Source organism: Caulobacter sp. GW821-FHT11E10 (assembly GCF_058808375.1).
In genome coordinates this window covers 169,755-184,334 of the sequence record NZ_JBXARP010000009.1, presented here as the reverse complement: position 1 = coordinate 184,334, position 14,580 = coordinate 169,755, and the positions used below count along the sequence as shown (strand labels likewise).

18 protein-coding genes are annotated in these 14,580 nt (G+C 67.4%); 14 read left to right on the top strand and 4 right to left on the bottom strand.

The genetic code is table 11. The features are described 5' to 3' along the window. The first annotated feature begins 95 nt into the window (after positions 1-95). The 10 genes from AC1RRV_RS19525 to AC1RRV_RS19480 are packed head-to-tail and all read left to right on the top strand — an operon-like array spanning position 96 to position 7,549. On the top strand, positions 96-557 hold the full coding sequence (locus tag AC1RRV_RS19525; RefSeq protein WP_492861304.1) for an Rrf2 family transcriptional regulator: 462 nt from the start codon (positions 96-98) through the stop codon (positions 555-557). Then, positions 554-1,693, top strand: coding sequence for a cysteine desulfurase family protein (locus AC1RRV_RS19520; RefSeq protein ID WP_492861303.1), 1,140 nt, complete (start codon positions 554-556; stop codon positions 1,691-1,693). The genes AC1RRV_RS19525 and AC1RRV_RS19520 overlap by 4 nt, the downstream gene beginning before the upstream one ends. After that, a complete protein-coding gene (gene sufB, locus AC1RRV_RS19515; protein ID WP_492861302.1) occupies positions 1,693-3,162 on the top strand; it encodes a Fe-S cluster assembly protein SufB in 1,470 nt (489 codons plus the stop codon). The genes AC1RRV_RS19520 and sufB overlap by 1 nt, the downstream gene beginning before the upstream one ends. Further along, on the top strand, positions 3,159-3,548 hold the full coding sequence (locus AC1RRV_RS19510; RefSeq protein ID WP_492861301.1) for a hypothetical protein: 390 nt from the start codon (positions 3,159-3,161) through the stop codon (positions 3,546-3,548). The genes sufB and AC1RRV_RS19510 overlap by 4 nt, the downstream gene beginning before the upstream one ends. After that, positions 3,541-4,290, top strand: coding sequence for a Fe-S cluster assembly ATPase SufC (sufC, locus tag AC1RRV_RS19505; RefSeq protein ID WP_492861300.1), 750 nt, complete (start codon positions 3,541-3,543; stop codon positions 4,288-4,290). Before AC1RRV_RS19510 ends, sufC begins: the two co-directional genes overlap by 8 nt. Then, positions 4,287-5,315 carry a Fe-S cluster assembly protein SufD gene (gene sufD / locus AC1RRV_RS19500; RefSeq protein WP_492861299.1) on the top strand — a complete coding sequence of 343 codons (1,029 nt, stop codon included), beginning with the start codon at positions 4,287-4,289 and terminating at the stop codon, positions 5,313-5,315. Before sufC ends, sufD begins: the two co-directional genes overlap by 4 nt. After that, positions 5,315-6,541 carry an aminotransferase class V-fold PLP-dependent enzyme gene (locus AC1RRV_RS19495; RefSeq protein ID WP_492861298.1) on the top strand — a complete coding sequence of 409 codons (1,227 nt, stop codon included), beginning with the start codon at positions 5,315-5,317 and terminating at the stop codon, positions 6,539-6,541. The genes sufD and AC1RRV_RS19495 overlap by 1 nt, the downstream gene beginning before the upstream one ends. Before the next feature lie 8 nt (positions 6,542-6,549). Next, positions 6,550-6,933, top strand: coding sequence for an SUF system Fe-S cluster assembly protein (locus tag AC1RRV_RS19490; RefSeq protein WP_492861297.1), 384 nt, complete (start codon positions 6,550-6,552; stop codon positions 6,931-6,933). A gap of 14 nt (positions 6,934-6,947) precedes the next feature. Next, positions 6,948-7,349 carry a HesB/IscA family protein gene (locus AC1RRV_RS19485; protein ID WP_492861296.1) on the top strand — a complete coding sequence of 134 codons (402 nt, stop codon included), beginning with the start codon at positions 6,948-6,950 and terminating at the stop codon, positions 7,347-7,349. Continuing rightward, positions 7,349-7,549: a hypothetical protein gene (locus tag AC1RRV_RS19480; protein ID WP_492861295.1), complete on the top strand. Its 201-nt coding sequence runs from the start codon at positions 7,349-7,351 to the stop codon at positions 7,547-7,549. The genes AC1RRV_RS19485 and AC1RRV_RS19480 overlap by 1 nt, the downstream gene beginning before the upstream one ends. A gap of 11 nt (positions 7,550-7,560) precedes the next feature. Here AC1RRV_RS19480 and AC1RRV_RS19475 read toward each other — a convergent pair whose 3' ends face one another. After that, positions 7,561-8,364, bottom strand: a complete 804-nt coding sequence (locus AC1RRV_RS19475; RefSeq protein ID WP_492861294.1) for a lysophospholipid acyltransferase family protein — start codon at positions 8,362-8,364, stop codon at positions 7,561-7,563. 71 nt (positions 8,365-8,435) lie between these two features. Continuing rightward, positions 8,436-8,996 (bottom strand): TetR/AcrR family transcriptional regulator, encoded by a 561-nt coding sequence (locus AC1RRV_RS19470; RefSeq protein WP_492861293.1) that lies wholly within the window; start codon positions 8,994-8,996, stop codon positions 8,436-8,438. A gap of 108 nt (positions 8,997-9,104) precedes the next feature. On the opposite strand from AC1RRV_RS19470, the gene AC1RRV_RS19465 reads away from it, so the two are divergent. From AC1RRV_RS19465 to AC1RRV_RS19455, 3 genes are read left to right on the top strand one after another with little or no spacing between them, the layout of a single operon-like run. Next, positions 9,105-10,079: a glycosyltransferase family 9 protein gene (locus AC1RRV_RS19465; RefSeq protein WP_492861292.1), complete on the top strand. Its 975-nt coding sequence runs from the start codon at positions 9,105-9,107 to the stop codon at positions 10,077-10,079. Beyond that, a complete protein-coding gene (locus tag AC1RRV_RS19460) occupies positions 10,080-10,484 on the top strand; it encodes a DUF6165 family protein (protein WP_492861291.1) in 405 nt (134 codons plus the stop codon). Further along, complete coding sequence (locus AC1RRV_RS19455) at positions 10,481-10,891, top strand: ACT domain-containing protein (RefSeq protein WP_492861290.1); 411 nt, start codon at positions 10,481-10,483, stop codon at positions 10,889-10,891. The genes AC1RRV_RS19460 and AC1RRV_RS19455 overlap by 4 nt, the downstream gene beginning before the upstream one ends. Here AC1RRV_RS19455 and AC1RRV_RS19450 read toward each other — a convergent pair. Next, a complete protein-coding gene (locus AC1RRV_RS19450; RefSeq protein ID WP_492861289.1) occupies positions 10,878-11,681 on the bottom strand; it encodes an enoyl-CoA hydratase/isomerase in 804 nt (267 codons plus the stop codon). The genes AC1RRV_RS19455 and AC1RRV_RS19450 overlap by 14 nt on opposite strands. Before the next feature lie 146 nt (positions 11,682-11,827). Further along, positions 11,828-12,889, bottom strand: coding sequence for a GGDEF domain-containing protein (locus AC1RRV_RS19445; RefSeq protein WP_492861288.1), 1,062 nt, complete (start codon positions 12,887-12,889; stop codon positions 11,828-11,830). A 193-nt stretch (positions 12,890-13,082) separates the two neighbouring features. Here AC1RRV_RS19445 and AC1RRV_RS19440 point away from each other — a divergent pair, with 193 nt between their 5' ends. Then, positions 13,083-14,540: a coniferyl aldehyde dehydrogenase gene (locus tag AC1RRV_RS19440; protein ID WP_492861287.1), complete on the top strand. Its 1,458-nt coding sequence runs from the start codon at positions 13,083-13,085 to the stop codon at positions 14,538-14,540. Positions 14,541-14,580 lie beyond the last annotated feature (40 nt).

The following is a 14,580-nucleotide window of genomic DNA, read 5'->3' as shown; positions in this document are numbered from 1 at the left end:
CCAACCGCATGGCGGGCTCGAGGGCCCGCGCGCGAAGTCGCGGCTTGTAGCACACGCAAAAGCCGATGCGCGCGGAATCTGCAAGGGGTAAGGCGATGCGCCTGAGCACCAAAGGGCGATACGCGGTCATGGCGATGACCGACCTGGCCAAGCGCCAGGACGAAAGCGATGGCCGGGCCGTGGCCCTGGCCGAGATCGCCGCGCGCCAGCAAATCTCGCTGTCCTATCTGGAACAGCTCTTCGCGCGCCTGCGTCGCAAGGGGCTGGTGATCAGCGCCCGGGGACCCGGCGGCGGCTATCGCCTGGCCAAGGCGTCGACCGAGACCTTCATCTCCGACATCGTGCTGGCGGTCGACGAGCCGCTGCGCGCCACCCGCTGCGGCTTCACCAAGGGCCAGGCCAAGGGCTGTATGGCCGGCGGCGAGCGCTGCATGACCCACGGCCTCTGGGAAGAGATGGGCCGCCAGATCCATGGCTACCTGGCCAGCGTCTCGGTCGCCGACGTGCTGAAGGGCGACCTGCGTCCGGCTCGCCCGTTGGAGATCGCGGCCGAGTGAGCATCACCCGCACATCGGTCTATCTCGACTATAACGCCACGGCCCCCCTGCGACCGGAGGCGAAGGAAGCGCTGCTGCGCGCCCTGGAGAGTCCGGCCAATCCCTCATCCGTTCACGCTGCCGGCCGCGCCGCGCGCGACGTGGTTGAGCGCGCCCGCGCCGAGGTTGGAACCTTGGTGGGTGTTCCGGCCGGGTCGGTGACCTTTCTCAGCGGCGGCACCGAGGCCAACGCCCTGGCCATCGAGAGCGCCAAGGCCGCCGGCGTCGTCCGCATCATCATCAGCGCCATCGAGCACGACGCGGTGACCGAGACGGCCAAGGCCTCGGGCCTGCCGGTCGAGGTCCTGCCGGTGAAAGGCGATGGCGTCGCCGATCTGCAAGGGCTGGCGCGAGCGCTTGAAGCGCCGGGCAAGGCCCTGGTCTGCCTGATGCTGGCCAACAACGAGACGGGCGTGATCCAGCCGGTCGCCGAAGCCTCGACCCTGGTTCGCGCTCACGACGGCTGGCTGCATGTCGACGCCGTCCAGGCGGCCGGCAAGATCGCGATCGATTTCTCGGGCCTCGGCGCCGACACCATGGCGCTGTCGGCCCACAAGCTGGGCGGGCCCCAGGGCGTGGGCGCTCTGGTCGCCGGAACCCGCGCCACGCTCGTCCGCCGCCAGCACGGCGGCGGTCAGGAACGCGGTCGTCGGGCCGGCACAGAGAACGTGGCGGGCATCGCCGCCTTCGGGGCGGCCTCACGCGCGGCGCAGGAAAGCCTTGCTTCGATGGCCGAACTGTCCCATTGGCGCGACGCCCTGGCTCAACGGGTCAAGGCGCAAGGCGCGGTCGTGCTCGGGGAGGGCGCGGATCGCCTGCCCCAGACATTGTGCTTCGCGGGCGAGGGCTTCGGCTCCGAGGTCCAGGTCATGAACATGGACCTGGCCGGGGTCATGGTCAGCGCCGGCAGCGCCTGTTCGTCAGGCAAGGTCAAGGCCAGCCGCGTGGTAGAAGCCATGGGCCGGACCGATCTGGCTCCGTTCGCCCTGCGTGTCAGCGGCGGCTGGGCCAGCACGGAAGACGATTGGATCAAGTGCGGCGACGCCTGGCTCGCCGCCTGGAAGCGTATCGGCGCTCGGCGTCGGGAGGTGGCGTAGTGGCCGCGGTCAAGGAAACTGTCGAAACCGTCGCCGCGCTCGAAAAGTACGAGCACGGCTTCACGACCGATATCGAGCAGGAGTTCGCCCCCAAGGGCCTCTCCGAGGACATCGTGCGCTTCATCTCGGCCAAGAAGGACGAGCCGCAGTGGATGCTGGACTGGCGGCTGGAGGCCTATCGCCGCTGGCTTGAGCTGGAAGAGCCGACCTGGGCGAAGGTGAACTTCCCAAAAATCGACTATCAGGACAGCTACTACTACGCCGCGCCCTCGACCAAGGAAGGCCCCAAGAGCCTGGACGAGGTCGATCCGGAGATTCTGGCCGTCTACGCCAAGCTGGGCATCCCGCTGAAAGAACAGGAAGTCCTGGCCGGCGTCGAAGGCGCGCCGCGCTACGCCGTGGACGCGGTGTTCGACAGCGTCAGCGTCGTGACCACCTTCAAGAAGGAGCTGGCCGCCGTCGGCGTCATCTTCTGCTCGATGAGCGAGGCGGTCCGCGAGCATCCGGAGTTGGTGCGCCAGTACCTGGGCAGCGTCGTGCCGACCTCCGACAACTATTTCGCCTGCCTCAACAGCGCGGTCTTCAGCGACGGTTCGTTCGTCTACATCCCGCCGGGCGTGCGCTGCCCGATGGAGCTGTCGACCTATTTCCGGATCAACGCCAAGGATTCCGGCCAGTTCGAGCGCACGCTGATCATCGCCGACAAGGGCGCCTACTGCTCGTATCTGGAGGGCTGCACGGCCCCGATGCGCGACGAGAACCAGCTGCACGCGGCCGTGGTCGAGCTGGTCCTGCTGGACGACGCCGAGATCAAATATTCGACCGTTCAGAACTGGTATCCGGGCGATCCCGAGACCGGCAAGGGCGGCATCTATAACTTCGTCACCAAGCGCGCCGACTGCCGAGGCGACCGCTCCAAGGTGTCGTGGACCCAGGTCGAGACCGGCTCGGCCATCACCTGGAAGTATCCGTCCTGCGTGCTGCGCGGCGAGGGGAGCTCCGGCGAGTTCTACTCGATCGCGGTGACCAACGGCCACCAGCAGGCCGACACCGGCACCAAGATGATCCACCTGGGCGCCAACACCCGCTCGCGGATCGTCGCCAAGGGCATCAGCGCCGGGAAGTCGACCAGCACCTATCGCGGCCTGGTCTCGGCTCACCCCAAGGCCAAGGGCGCGCGCAATTTCACCCAGTGCGACAGCCTGCTGATCGGCAAGGACTGCGCGGCCCACACCGTCCCATACATCGAGGCTCGCAACGGCCATTCGGTGTTCGAGCACGAGGCCACCACCACGCGCCTGTCGGATGACCAGCTGTTCTACTGCCAGCAGCGCGGCCTTTCCCAGGAGGAGGCGGTGGCCCTGCTGGTCAATGGCTTCGTCAAGGACGTGCTGCAGCAGCTGCCCATGGAATTCGCCGTCGAAGCCCAGAAGCTGGTCGCGATCAGCCTGGAGGGCAGCGTGGGATGACCACCGTCACCCTCTACCAGCCGGTGGGCATCGAGGAAGTGCAGCTGATCAAGGCGTCCGGCTGGAGGGAATTCCCGCCGCATCTGATCGATCAGCCGATCTTTCATCCGGTGACGGACGACGCCTATGCGGGTCAGGTCGCGCGGGACTGGAACGCCGCTCACAACACCTGGCGGCGCGGCTATGTCGTGCGTTTCGAGGTCTCGGCGACCTTCCTGAGCGCCTACAAGAACAAGATCGTCGGCACGCCCGGGCACGAGGAATACTGGATCCCCGCCGAGGATCTTTCGCTGTTAAACGCGGCCATCCAAGGCCAGATCGCGATCGTCGGAACCTTCGCCGGCGAAGACGCGGAATACAGAAAACTCAACGAGACCCATGCTTAAGATCCAGAACCTTCACGCCCGCGTCGAAGACAAGCCGATCCTGAAGGGCGTCACGCTGGACGTGCCGGCCGGCGAGGTCCACGCGATCATGGGGCCGAACGGCGCCGGCAAGTCCACGCTGTCCTACGTGCTGAGCGGTCGTGGCGGCTACGAGGTCACCGAAGGCTCGGCCAGCTTGAACGGCGACGACCTGCTGGCCCTGGAGCCCAACGAGCGGGCGGCCAAGGGCCTGTTCCTGTCGTTCCAGTATCCGCTGGAGATCCCCGGCGTCCCGGCCCTGACCTTCATCCGCACCGCCCTCAACGCCCAGCGCCGCGCGCGCGGCGAGGACGAGGTCGCGGCTCCGGCCTTCCTGAAGCTGGCCAAGGAGAAGGCCGCCTCGCTGAAGATCGACTTCGAGATGCTCAAGCGCGGCCTGAACGTCGGCTTCTCGGGCGGCGAGAAGAAGCGCATGGAAATCTTCCAGATGGCGATGCTGTCGCCGCGCTTTCTGATCCTGGACGAGACGGACAGCGGCCTCGACATCGACGCCCTGAAGATCGTCTCCGAAGGCGTCAACGCCCTGCGCGGCCCTGAGCGCGGCATGCTGGTGATCACCCACTATCAGCGCCTGCTGGACTACATCAAACCCGACAAGGTCCACGTGCTGGCCGCCGGCCGCATCGTCGCCTCGGGCGGTCCGGAACTGGCCCTGCAGCTGGAAGCCGAAGGCTACGACAAGTATGCCGGAGTCGCGGCTTGACCCTTGCGACCGCCCTCAAGACCGGCGACCTGACCGCGCTGCCCTCGCGGCGCGACGAGGACTGGCGTTGGACCGACCTGCGGGGGCTGCTGCGCGCCCTGCCGCCGGCCGCGCCCGAGCATCACGGCGACGTTCCGGCCGGCCCGTTCGCCGAGCTGACCCGCGCCGAGACCCTTTTCGTCAACGGCCGCCGCGTCGCCGGCGCCGACGGCGCTCAAGGCGTTGTGGCCCTGCGCTTCGTCCACCTGGCCGACAAGACTTCGCAAGGCGCCAGCCACGCCCTGGTCGTCAAGCCGGGCGAGACCCTCGTCCTGCTGGAAAGCCATGAAGGCCGCGCCGCGGGTTATGTTTGCGATATCGCGCTCGACATCGCGGTCGGCGAGGGCGCTTCGCTCGAGCGCATCGTCCTGGTCGAGGACGACGCCGAGGCGATCAATGTCGTCACCGCCGAGGTCGATCTGGCCCCTGGCGCGACCTACGCCCAGACCGTTCTGACCTCGGGCGCGCGCCGCCAGCGGATCGAGACCCGGGTGAACCATCCAGGCGCTCACGCCCAGGTCCGTCTCGACGGCGTCTACCTGCTGGACGGCCAGCGTCACGCCGACCAGACCACCGTGGTCACTCACGCCGGCGTCGACGGGACCACCAGCCAGCTGACCAAGGGCATGGCCGCCGATCAGGCGCGCGGCGTCTTCCAGGGCCGCATCGTCGTAGCGCAAGGCGCCGACCAGACCGATGCGCGGATGGGCCATCACGCCCTGATCCTGTCGGACAAGGCCGAGATCGACGCCAAGCCGGAGCTGCTGATCTTCGCCGACGACGTCTCATGCGCGCACGGCAACACGATCGGCGCCCTGGACGAGCAGGCGATCTTCTACGCCCGCCAGCGCGGTATTCCGGAAGCCGAAGCCAAGGCGATGCTGACCGTCGCCTTCGTCGGCGAGGTGGTCGAGCGGATTGAGCACGAGGGCGCGCGCGAGATCGCCGCCGCCTGGGTGGCTCGCAAGCTGGGGAGCCCCGCCTGATGGCTTTTGACGCGCCCTTCGACGTCGCCGCGATCCGCGAGCAGTTCCCGATCCTGCGGCGCACCGTGCACGGCAAGCCACTGGTCTATCTGGACAGCGCCGCCAGCGCCCAGAAGCCGGACGTGGTGCTGGACGCCATGACCGGCTTGGCGCGGACCTCGTACGCCAACGTCCACCGCGGCCTGCACACGCTGGCCAACGAAACGACGGAAGCCTATGAAAAGGCCCGCGAAACTGTCGCGCACTTCATCAATGCCCAGACCAACGAAATCGTCTGGACCAAGAGCGCCACGGAAGCGGTGAACCTGGTCGCCAGTTCGTTCGGCCAGTCGCTGAACGCCGGCGACGAGATCGTGCTCTCCGAGATGGAGCACCACGCCAACATCGTGCCGTGGCACTTCCTGCGCGAGCGCAAGGGCGTGGTGCTGAAGTTTATCCCGGTGCTGGACGACGGGCGCCTGGACATGGAGGCCTTCGAGGGCCTGCTGTCCGAGAAGACCAAGATGGTCGCCGTCACCCACATGTCGAACGTGCTGGGTACGGTCAACGATGTGGCCCAGATCGTCCGCCTGGCCCACGCGGCCGGCGCGCCGGTGCTGCTGGATGGCTGCCAGGGCGTGGTCCACACCAAGGTCGACGTGAAGGCCCTGGATGTCGATTTCTACGTCTTCTCCGGCCACAAGCTGTACGGGCCGACCGGCATCGGCGTGCTGTACGGCAAGACCGAGCGTCTGGCGGCCCTGCCGCCGTACCAGGGCGGCGGCGAGATGATCGGTTCGGTGTCGCTGGACAAGATCACCTATGCCGACCCGCCACATCGCTTCGAGGCCGGGACGCCGGCGATCCTGGAGGCCGTCGGCCTGGGCGCGGCGATCGAGTGGCTGAACGGCCTGGATCGCGACGCCATCTTCGCCCACGAGCACGCCCTCTACGAACGCGTCGCCGAGCGCCTGCGCGGCGTCAACGGTCTGCGGATCCTGGGCGAGGCGCCGGGCAAGGGCGCGGTGCTGTCGTTCACAGTCGAGGGCGCCCACGCCCACGACATCGCCCAGGTGCTTGACCGGTACGGCGTCGCCGTGCGCGCCGGCACCCACTGCGCCGAGCCCCTGATGCGCCGCTTCGGCGTTACGTCGAGCGCGCGCGCCTCGTTCGCCCTATATAATACCGAGGCTGAAGCCGACGCGTTCGTGGACGCGCTGGCCAAGGCCCGCAGTTTCTTCAGTTGAGCCGATAGATGACCGACGCCGCAGCAACCCCCGAACCCGTCTCGGCCGAGCCCCCCTCGGTCCCTTCGGCCTTGTCGAAGGACGAGCTGAACCGGCTGACGGACCAGCTGATCGAGAAGCTGAAGTCCGTCTACGACCCGGAAATCCCGGTCGACATCTATGAGCTGGGCCTGATCTACAAGGTCGACGTCAGCGACGAGAAGGACGTGGCCATCGACATGACCCTGACCGCGCCGGGCTGCCCGGTGGCCGGGGAAATGCCGGGCTGGGTGCGCGACGCGGTCATGGAGATCAAGGAACTGAAGTCCTGCACCGTCGAGCTGGTCTTCGAGCCGCCGTGGGATTCTTCGCGGATGAGCGACGAGGCCAAGCTGCAACTGAACATGTTCTGATCGGTTCAAATTCCATGGAAACCGCGATCACCGCACGTCCCCGCCGCCCGCGCCCGAAGGTCGTCACCCTGACCGACGCCGCGGCCGCGCGCGTGAAGGAGATCATGGACCGGGCTGAGAAGCCCTATGCGGGCTTGCGCGTCGGCGTGAAGAACGGCGGCTGCGCTGGGTCTGAGTACGTCTTCGAATATGCCGAGACCCAGGACCCGATCGACGAGGTGATCGAGGAAAAGGGCGTTCGCATCCTGATCGAGCCCAAGGCCGTGCTGTTCCTGATCGGCGCCGAGATCGACTACGAAGTGACCAAGCTCTCCTCGAAGTTCGTGTTCCACAATCCGAACGAGACCGACGCCTGCGGCTGCGGCGAGAGCGTGACGATCCAGCCGGCCCCGGAAGCGCTGGAAGGCGAACCCTGATGCTGGCCCGCACGCCGTCCTGTGTCGAATGCGGCCTGGCCTGGGGCGCACCGGCCTTCCGCCACGAGGACGAAGCGCCGCTGTACTGGTCGGACACCGGCCTGCTGTGCTCATCGACCTGCGCCCAGACGCACTTCGCCAAGCGTCGGGCCGAGGGCACATTCGCCGGCGTTCCGGCGGAGTGCCCGGTCGAGGTCTAAAATCCCTCTTCCTATGGGAGAAGGTTCGCGGCAGCGGGCTCTGCTGGCGTCGTAGCCACATTCTTCCGCCCATTCCATTCCACCAGCACCGACGGCCTCACCGGTTCGCCGCGCGCCTGGGCGATCAGTTCGTTGGTCCTGCCTTCGATGACAGTCTCCATGCGCTGCATGAACTCGGCCTTCTCCAGGCCCTGGGGCAGGGCCGGCAGGAACTCGATCGTCGCCGTCCCAGGCGTCTTCTTCTTCTCGGTCTGCTGCCAGAAGCAGCCCAGGTTCGTGGCCACCGGCACGACCGGAAGGTTGAAGTCCTTGCTCATGTAGTAGACGCCCGTCCGGTAGCGGAACCGCTCGCCCGGCGCGGCCAGGTGGCCCTCGGGATAGATCAGGATCCGCCGGCCCTCGGCCGCGACCTGGGCCGCGCTCTCCGAAAGCGCCTTGCGCGCCTCCGGACCGCCGCAGCTGTCGACGACGATGGCCCCGAACTTCTTCAGGATCGCCCCGACCAGCGGAAACTTCTCCAGGTGGTCGCCGGTGACGAAGCTGAGGTTCTCGACATTGGCGAACATCACGAAGCCGTCGCCCCAGCTGTGGTGCTTGGCGGCGATGATGAAGGGGCCTTCGGGCAGGTTCTCCTGGCCCTTCAGTTGCACCTTCACGTCAGCGAAAAACGCCAGCGCCCACAGCATCCGCTTGCTGTAGAGCCGCAGGGCAAAGGCCACGGGCTTGCGGCCGGGGGCCAGGGCGGCGAAGGCGGCCGAGAAGCCGTAGAAGATCGACAGGACCCAGTAGTAGGCGTTGAACAGCGCGCTGCGCATGGTTCGGTCTTTCCTTTTTGTCGCGCGATGGCCGCCAAAACCGGCTTCCACTTTTGGCTATCGCGCTCGCCTTATCGAGCGAAGAGCACGGCCTGGACGGCCGCGGTCATCAGGGGGGCGTGGGCCGAGAGCGCATCGTCGCCGAGGCGTCCGTAAGCCTTGTTCTGAGCGGTCTGGCTGATCACGCCGATGGCCATGGCGGCCAGCACGCGCGGGTCGCCCGGCGGCAGCTCGGCACTGATCATCGCCTGCTTGATCACGTTCTCGACCAGGGTGACCGGGTCGCGGCCATCCTCCTGATAGTAGGGCAGGAAGTGGTGGAGCTGCAGCAGGTGGAACGAGAACAGCAGCCAGTCCTCGTCGGCGATGGCGCAATAGGCCTTCACCAGGGCGGCTGATTTGGCCTTGATGCCCTGGACTGCGTCGGCCTCGTCCTCGATCAGCTTTGAGAGCCGGCGGTGACAGTTCATGAAGAGTCCGACGGCAAGCTCGTCCTTGCTCTTCCAGTGGCGATAGATCGCGCCCTCGGAGACGCCCGCGCGGGCGGCTATGGTCTTGGTGGTCGTGGCGTCGACGCCGTCGACGACGAAGGCCTCGAGGGCGGCGCGTTCGATGCGGGGTTTGGCGCTCATGGGTTGAGCATGCCATAGGCGCGCCAGAACGCAAGTGAGTAATCACTTACATTGCCGGATGGGCAATCAGACGATTGACCGCCGGCTGCCGGGCGGCGACACACGGCCATGGTCCAGACGGTTCTGATCTATTCGATGGGCGAGGTCATCGGCGACGGCCTGATCAAGCTGCCGTTCCTCGCCGGCCTGCGCGCCGCATTCCCGGCCGCCCATATCAACTGGTGCGCGGCCAAGGGCGAGACCGTCTATACGGGCCCGCTGAAGCGCGTGGTGGCCGGCTATATCGACGAGGTGATTGTCGAAGGCCGCAATGGCGCGCGAGCGGCCGACAGCCTGCCGTGGTCCAAGCCGTTCGGCGGTCGCAAGTTCGACCTCGTCATCGACACCCAGGAGAACCTGCGCCGTAGCGGCGTGGCGCGGCGGGGGACGACGGACCGCTTCGTCTCGGCCGCTCGCCACGCGCGCGACAAGGATTGGCCGGTGGCCGTCACCGACCGCCTGGCCCGACTGCTGTCGCTGGCCACGGACGGGCAGGGCGCGCCGCGGCCGCTGGCGTTGGGCGACTCCGACGCCCTGAAGGCCGCTGAAGCCCTGCTGCCGGCTGGCCCGACCTATGTCGGCCTGGCGCCCGGCGCTGGCGGTCAGGACAAGCGCTGGCCGCTTGAGCGCTATCTCGACCTGGCGCGCCGCATCCTCGCCCAGGGCTGGACGCCCGTCTTCCTTTTCGGACCCGACGAGGCCGAGGACGCCGCCGTGGCCGCGCGCGAACTCCCCCAGGCCCTGCAGCCCGAGCGGAACCGAACCGACGGCTACGCCCAGGTGAAGGGCCCGCTGCTGGTCATCGCCCTGGCCGGACGCCTGGCGGCCGGTGTCGCCAACGACGCGGGGCCCGGCCACATGCTGGCGGCCGGCGGCGCGCCACTGCTGTCGCTGCAGCAGGATCGCCGCAAGTCGGTGAAGTTCCGCCCGGCGGCCCAACGGCTTGAGATGCTGGTCGCGGAGGACTACGGAAGCGGCATGAGCGCCCTGCCGGTCGACGTGGTGTGGGACGCCCTCAAGCGTCTGGTTTCCGGAGCCTCCTGAATGTCCATCCTCGCGCCGATCTCGGCGGGCGAACTGGTCGACAAGATCACCATCCTGCGGGTGAAGGCCCAGCGCATCGGCGATCCAGCCAAGGAAGCCAATGTCCGCAAGGAGCTGGCCTTGTTGGAGGCGACCGCCCGCGAGCACCTGCCCGACAACGCCGACATCGCGCGCCTGACCGAGGAACTGACGGCCGTGAACGCCGCCCTGTGGGACATCGAGGACGGCAAGCGCGATTGCGAGCGCCGCCAGGACTTTGGCGAGGGCTTCGTGGCCCTGGCGCGCCGGGTCTATATCGACAACGACAAGCGCGCCGCCATCAAGCGCGCCATCAACGAGGCCGCCGGCTCGGAGATCGTCGAGGAGAAGAGCTACAAGCCCTACCTCGCGACATCGAAAGAATGACGCAAGTCATTCGCGACGCTCGCGAAATGGTCGCTGGCATGACGCCGAACCTGAAGCGCGGAGAGTATGTCTTCTGCGCCGCCGGCGATCGTGATTGGGCCTCGCTGAAGCCGCTGGCGATGTTCCGCGAGGCCGAGGGCGTGAGCCTGATCCTGGAGCGTGAGGCGGCCGGGACGGCCGGCCTTCCGGTCGAGGCGCCGATGGCCCTGATCACCCTCGATGTCTATTCGGCGCTGGACGGCGTCGGCCTGACCGCCGCCGTGGCGACGGCGCTGGCCGAGGCGGGGATCGCCTGCAACATGGTCGCGGCGCTGAACCACGACCATGTCTTCGTGCCGGTCGATCGAGCCGAGGAGGCTGTTCGTATCCTGCTCGACCTCCAGCGGAGCGCCGCTAGCGCCCCTTGAAGGCCGCCACGCGCTTCTGAAGGAACGCGCTGACGCCCTCGATGAAGTCCTCGGTCTTGCCGGCGAACTTCTGGGCCTTGCGTTCGGCGTGGAGCTGGCCGGTCCAGTCGCTGTCGAGGCTGTCCCAGACCAGCTTGCGGATCGTGCCCAGCGCCGCTGGTCCCTTGGCCAGTTCCAGGGCCAGGGTGTGGGCCGTAGGGATCAGCTCGGCGTCCGGCACGCAGCGATTGACCAGACCCCACTGCAGCGCGGTGGCGGCCGGGATCTTGTCGCCCAGCAGCATCATCTCCATCGCCCGCGCCTTGCCGATCAGGCGCGGCAGCAGATAGGTCGAGCCGCCGTCCGGCACCAGGCCGATGCGGCGGAAGGCCTGCAGGAAATAGGCGCTCTCGGCCGCGACGATGATGTCACCCATCAGGGCGATCGAGCAGCCGACCCCGGCGGCCGGGCCGTTCACCGCCGTCACGATCGGCAGCGGGAAGTCGCGCAGCAGGGTCATCAGCGGATTGTAGGTGCTCTCCAGGGCCGAGCCGGCGTCCGGCTTTCCGTCGACATCCAGTTCGCGCCCGGCCGCGCCGCCGCCCGAGAGGTTGGCGCCGGAGCAGAAGCCACGGCCTTCGCCGGTCAGGATCACCGCGCGCGCCTCGACCTTGCCGGCCGCGATCGAGGAGAAGGCGTGGATCAGCTCGCGAGCGACCTCCAGACTGGCGGCGTTCAGCGTGGCGGGATCGGCGAGGGTGATGGTCGCCACGCCGTCCTGCGTCGCGAGGCGGATCTTCTGATAGTCCACGGCTAGGACCTCCCCCAAGGGCTGGTTTGTTCGTTGGGGGAGTCTAGGCGCCTTTGCCCTTTGGGAAGGCTAGTGGAATCTTCAAAGGAAAACGCCGCCGACCCGGAGGTCGACGGCGCTGAAGGTGACGGTAGTTCGAATTTCGATCAGGCGGCGTTGGCGGCGCCCGGCATGGATTCGGCGGCGGTGACGCGGTTGCGGCCGCCGCGCTTGGAGCCGTAGAGCGCCGCGTCGGCGCGTTCCATCAGCGAGTGCCCGCTCTCTTTCGACTTACGCTCGGCGAAGCCCGAGGAAATGGTGATGGCGCCCAGGTCCTCGTTGGTCGAGCGACGCTTCAGCATGCGCGAGGAGACCTCGACGCGGATCTCTTCCAGGGTCATGGCCACTTGCGCGGCGCTTTCGCGCGGGAAGATCATCGCGAATTCCTCGCCGCCGTAGCGGGCGGCGAAGCGCGGCGGAGCGGCGACACGGCCGATCACCGAGGCAACGTAGCGGATGACCTGGTCGCCGGTCTGGTGGCCCCAGGTGTCGTTGAAGCCCTTGAAATGGTCAATGTCGAGCACGGCCAGGCAGATCGTCGTGCCTTGCTCGTCGGCCTCGGAGCACGCCCGGTCCAGCTCTTCGTCGAAGGCCTTGCGGTTTGCGAGATTGGTCAGGCCGTCGGTGGTGGCGTCGCGGCGGACCTGTTCCAGGTGTTCGCGCAGGCGCTCGACCTCGGCCGTGGAGTCGGCCAGGCGCGATTCCAGCGACTGGTTTTCCTTGTGGACGCGGCGGGTGGCGTCGGCCAGGCCGGACACCAGGGTCTTGATGGAGTCGACGTCGGTCGGACCGTCCAGGCTCTTGCTGGCGCCGGCCAGCTGCTTGCCGAAGGCGGCGTTCGACTTCTGGGCGTTCTGGATGGCCTTGGAGACGGCTTCCAGTTCCTTGGACAGGATGTCACCCGCGTCGCGGATCTGTTCGTTCAGGCGGGCCTTGGGCAGGTAGGTCGCCGCCAGCTCTTCGCTGACCAGTTCGGTCATCGGTTCGCCGAGCGAGATCAGGCGGGTCAGCTCACGGGCCAGGGCGCCATCGGGATCGGCCACATAGTGGGTCCACAGCTCGAAGTTCAGAGCGGTCGGCCAGACCTGGTGTCGCTCCATGAGCTCCAGGGCGCGCGAAGCGATCTTGTAGGCTTCGGGACCGCGTAGAGTGGTTTCGACGTCCGACATTTTCTCTTCCCCCGTCGGCGGCTCCCCCTGCGGAAACACCGATCGCTTGGAGCGCGACCTTAGACCGGAGAGTTCTTACGAGGCGTTAAGAACGAACGGGCTCGCTTGCGTCACCCCATCCTCTCGCCCATGGTGATCATTGATAAGCTGAGCTCCGCGCCAAGCCGGAGCCTTGGGAGGGAGCGAAAAGGCCATGAATGCACCGGTGAATCTGTCCTTCGACGCGCACAAAGCCGCGATGAACGACGTCCTCCAGCGCCAAAAGGCCGCGCATCTGCGCGATGGCCCGCTGAGCCTCGAAACCCGAATTGAGTGGCTGAACCGCTGCATTGACCTGCTGATCGGACACCAGGCCGAGATCGCCAAGGCGGTGAACGCCGATTTCGGCTCGCGCTCGCCGGAGGCGACAGCCCTGACGGACATCGCCGGCTCGATCGGGCCGTTGAAGTTCGCGCGCGAGAACGTTGCCAAGTGGATGAGGCCGGAGAAGCGCAAGACGACGCCGGCGATTCTGGGCCTGTTCGGCGCCAAGGCCAGCGTGCAGTGGCAGCCCAAGGGCGTGGTCGGCGTGATCAGCCCCTGGAACTTCCCGGTGAACCTGACCTTCGCGCCGTTGGCTGGCGTGTTCGCCGCCGGCAACCGGGCGATGATCAAGCCGTCGGAATTCACGCCGGCGACCTCGGACCTCCTGAAGGCCATGTTCGCCAAGGCGTTCTCGGAGGAAGAGGTCGCGGTATTCGTCGGCGGGCCAGAGGTCGGCCAAGCGTTCGCCGGCCTGGCCTTCGACCATCTGGTCTTCACCGGCGCGACCTCGGTGGCCCGCCACGTGATGCGCGCCGCGGCCGAGAACCTGGTGCCGGTCACCCTGGAACTGGGCGGCAAGAGCCCGGTGATCCTGTCGCGCGGCGCCGACATGGCCACGGCCGCGGCGCGGATCATGAACGGCAAGACCCTGAACGCCGGCCAGATCTGCCTGGCGCCGGACTATGTCTTCGCGCCGCAGGAGGAGGTCGAGGCCTTCGTCACCGAAGCCAAGGCCGCCGTCGGCCGCTATTTCCCGACGCTGAAGGACAATCCCGACTACACGGCCGTGGTCGCCCAGCGCCATTACGACCGGGTGAAGGGCTATGTCGATGACGCCCGGGCCAAGGGCGCTCGGATCGTCGAGATCAATCCGGCCGGCGAGGACCTGTCGCAGCAGGAGCACCGCAAGATCCCGCCGACCCTGATCCTGGATCCCACCGACGACATGAAGGTGATGCAGGAGGAAATCTTCGGCCCGGTCCTGCCGGTGAAGACCTACAAGAACGTCGATGAGGCGGTGGACTATGTGAACGCCCACGACCGTCCGCTGGCGCTCTACTGGTTCGGGACCGACGAGGCCGAGAAGGACCGGGTGCTGGCGCGCACGACCAGTGGCGGGGTCACGGTCAACGACGTGATCTTCCACGTCGCCCAAGAGGACCTGCCGTTCGGCGGCGTCGGCCCGGCCGGCATGGGCGCCTATCACGGCCACGACGGCTTCCGCGAGTTCAGCCACCGCAAGGCCGTGTTCCAGCAGTTGAAGAAGGACATCGCCCCGATGCTGGGCCTGCGCCCGCCGTACGGGGAGGGGATCCGCAAGTACCTGGCGAGCCAGATCAAGAAATAGGGTCAAGACGTAGCCAAGGCGGGCGCGGCATGCTCCAAGC

Bases quoted from the DNA above. Each gene is read 5' to 3' on its own strand.
- AC1RRV_RS19525 (WP_492861304.1), top strand. From the start codon at position 96: ATGCGCCTGAGCACCAAAGGGCGATACGCGGTCATGGCGATGACCGAC.
- AC1RRV_RS19510 (WP_492861301.1), top strand. From the start codon at position 3,159: ATGACCACCGTCACCCTCTACCAGCCGGTGGGCATCGAGGAAGTGCAG.
- sufC (WP_492861300.1), top strand. From the start codon at position 3,541: ATGCTTAAGATCCAGAACCTTCACGCCCGCGTCGAAGACAAGCCGATC.
- AC1RRV_RS19495 (WP_492861298.1), top strand. From the start codon at position 5,315: ATGGCTTTTGACGCGCCCTTCGACGTCGCCGCGATCCGCGAGCAGTTC.
- AC1RRV_RS19490 (WP_492861297.1), top strand. From the start codon at position 6,550: ATGACCGACGCCGCAGCAACCCCCGAACCCGTCTCGGCCGAGCCCCCC.
- AC1RRV_RS19485 (WP_492861296.1), top strand. From the start codon at position 6,948: ATGGAAACCGCGATCACCGCACGTCCCCGCCGCCCGCGCCCGAAGGTC.
- AC1RRV_RS19480 (WP_492861295.1), top strand. From the start codon at position 7,349: ATGCTGGCCCGCACGCCGTCCTGTGTCGAATGCGGCCTGGCCTGGGGC.
- AC1RRV_RS19475 (WP_492861294.1), bottom strand. From the start codon at position 8,364: ATGCGCAGCGCGCTGTTCAACGCCTACTACTGGGTCCTGTCGATCTTC.
- AC1RRV_RS19470 (WP_492861293.1), bottom strand. From the start codon at position 8,996: ATGAGCGCCAAACCCCGCATCGAACGCGCCGCCCTCGAGGCCTTCGTC.
- AC1RRV_RS19465 (WP_492861292.1), top strand. From the start codon at position 9,105: ATGGTCCAGACGGTTCTGATCTATTCGATGGGCGAGGTCATCGGCGAC.
- AC1RRV_RS19460 (WP_492861291.1), top strand. From the start codon at position 10,080: ATGTCCATCCTCGCGCCGATCTCGGCGGGCGAACTGGTCGACAAGATC.
- AC1RRV_RS19455 (WP_492861290.1), top strand. From the start codon at position 10,481: ATGACGCAAGTCATTCGCGACGCTCGCGAAATGGTCGCTGGCATGACG.
- AC1RRV_RS19445 (WP_492861288.1), bottom strand. From the start codon at position 12,889: ATGTCGGACGTCGAAACCACTCTACGCGGTCCCGAAGCCTACAAGATC.
- AC1RRV_RS19440 (WP_492861287.1), top strand. From the start codon at position 13,083: ATGAATGCACCGGTGAATCTGTCCTTCGACGCGCACAAAGCCGCGATG.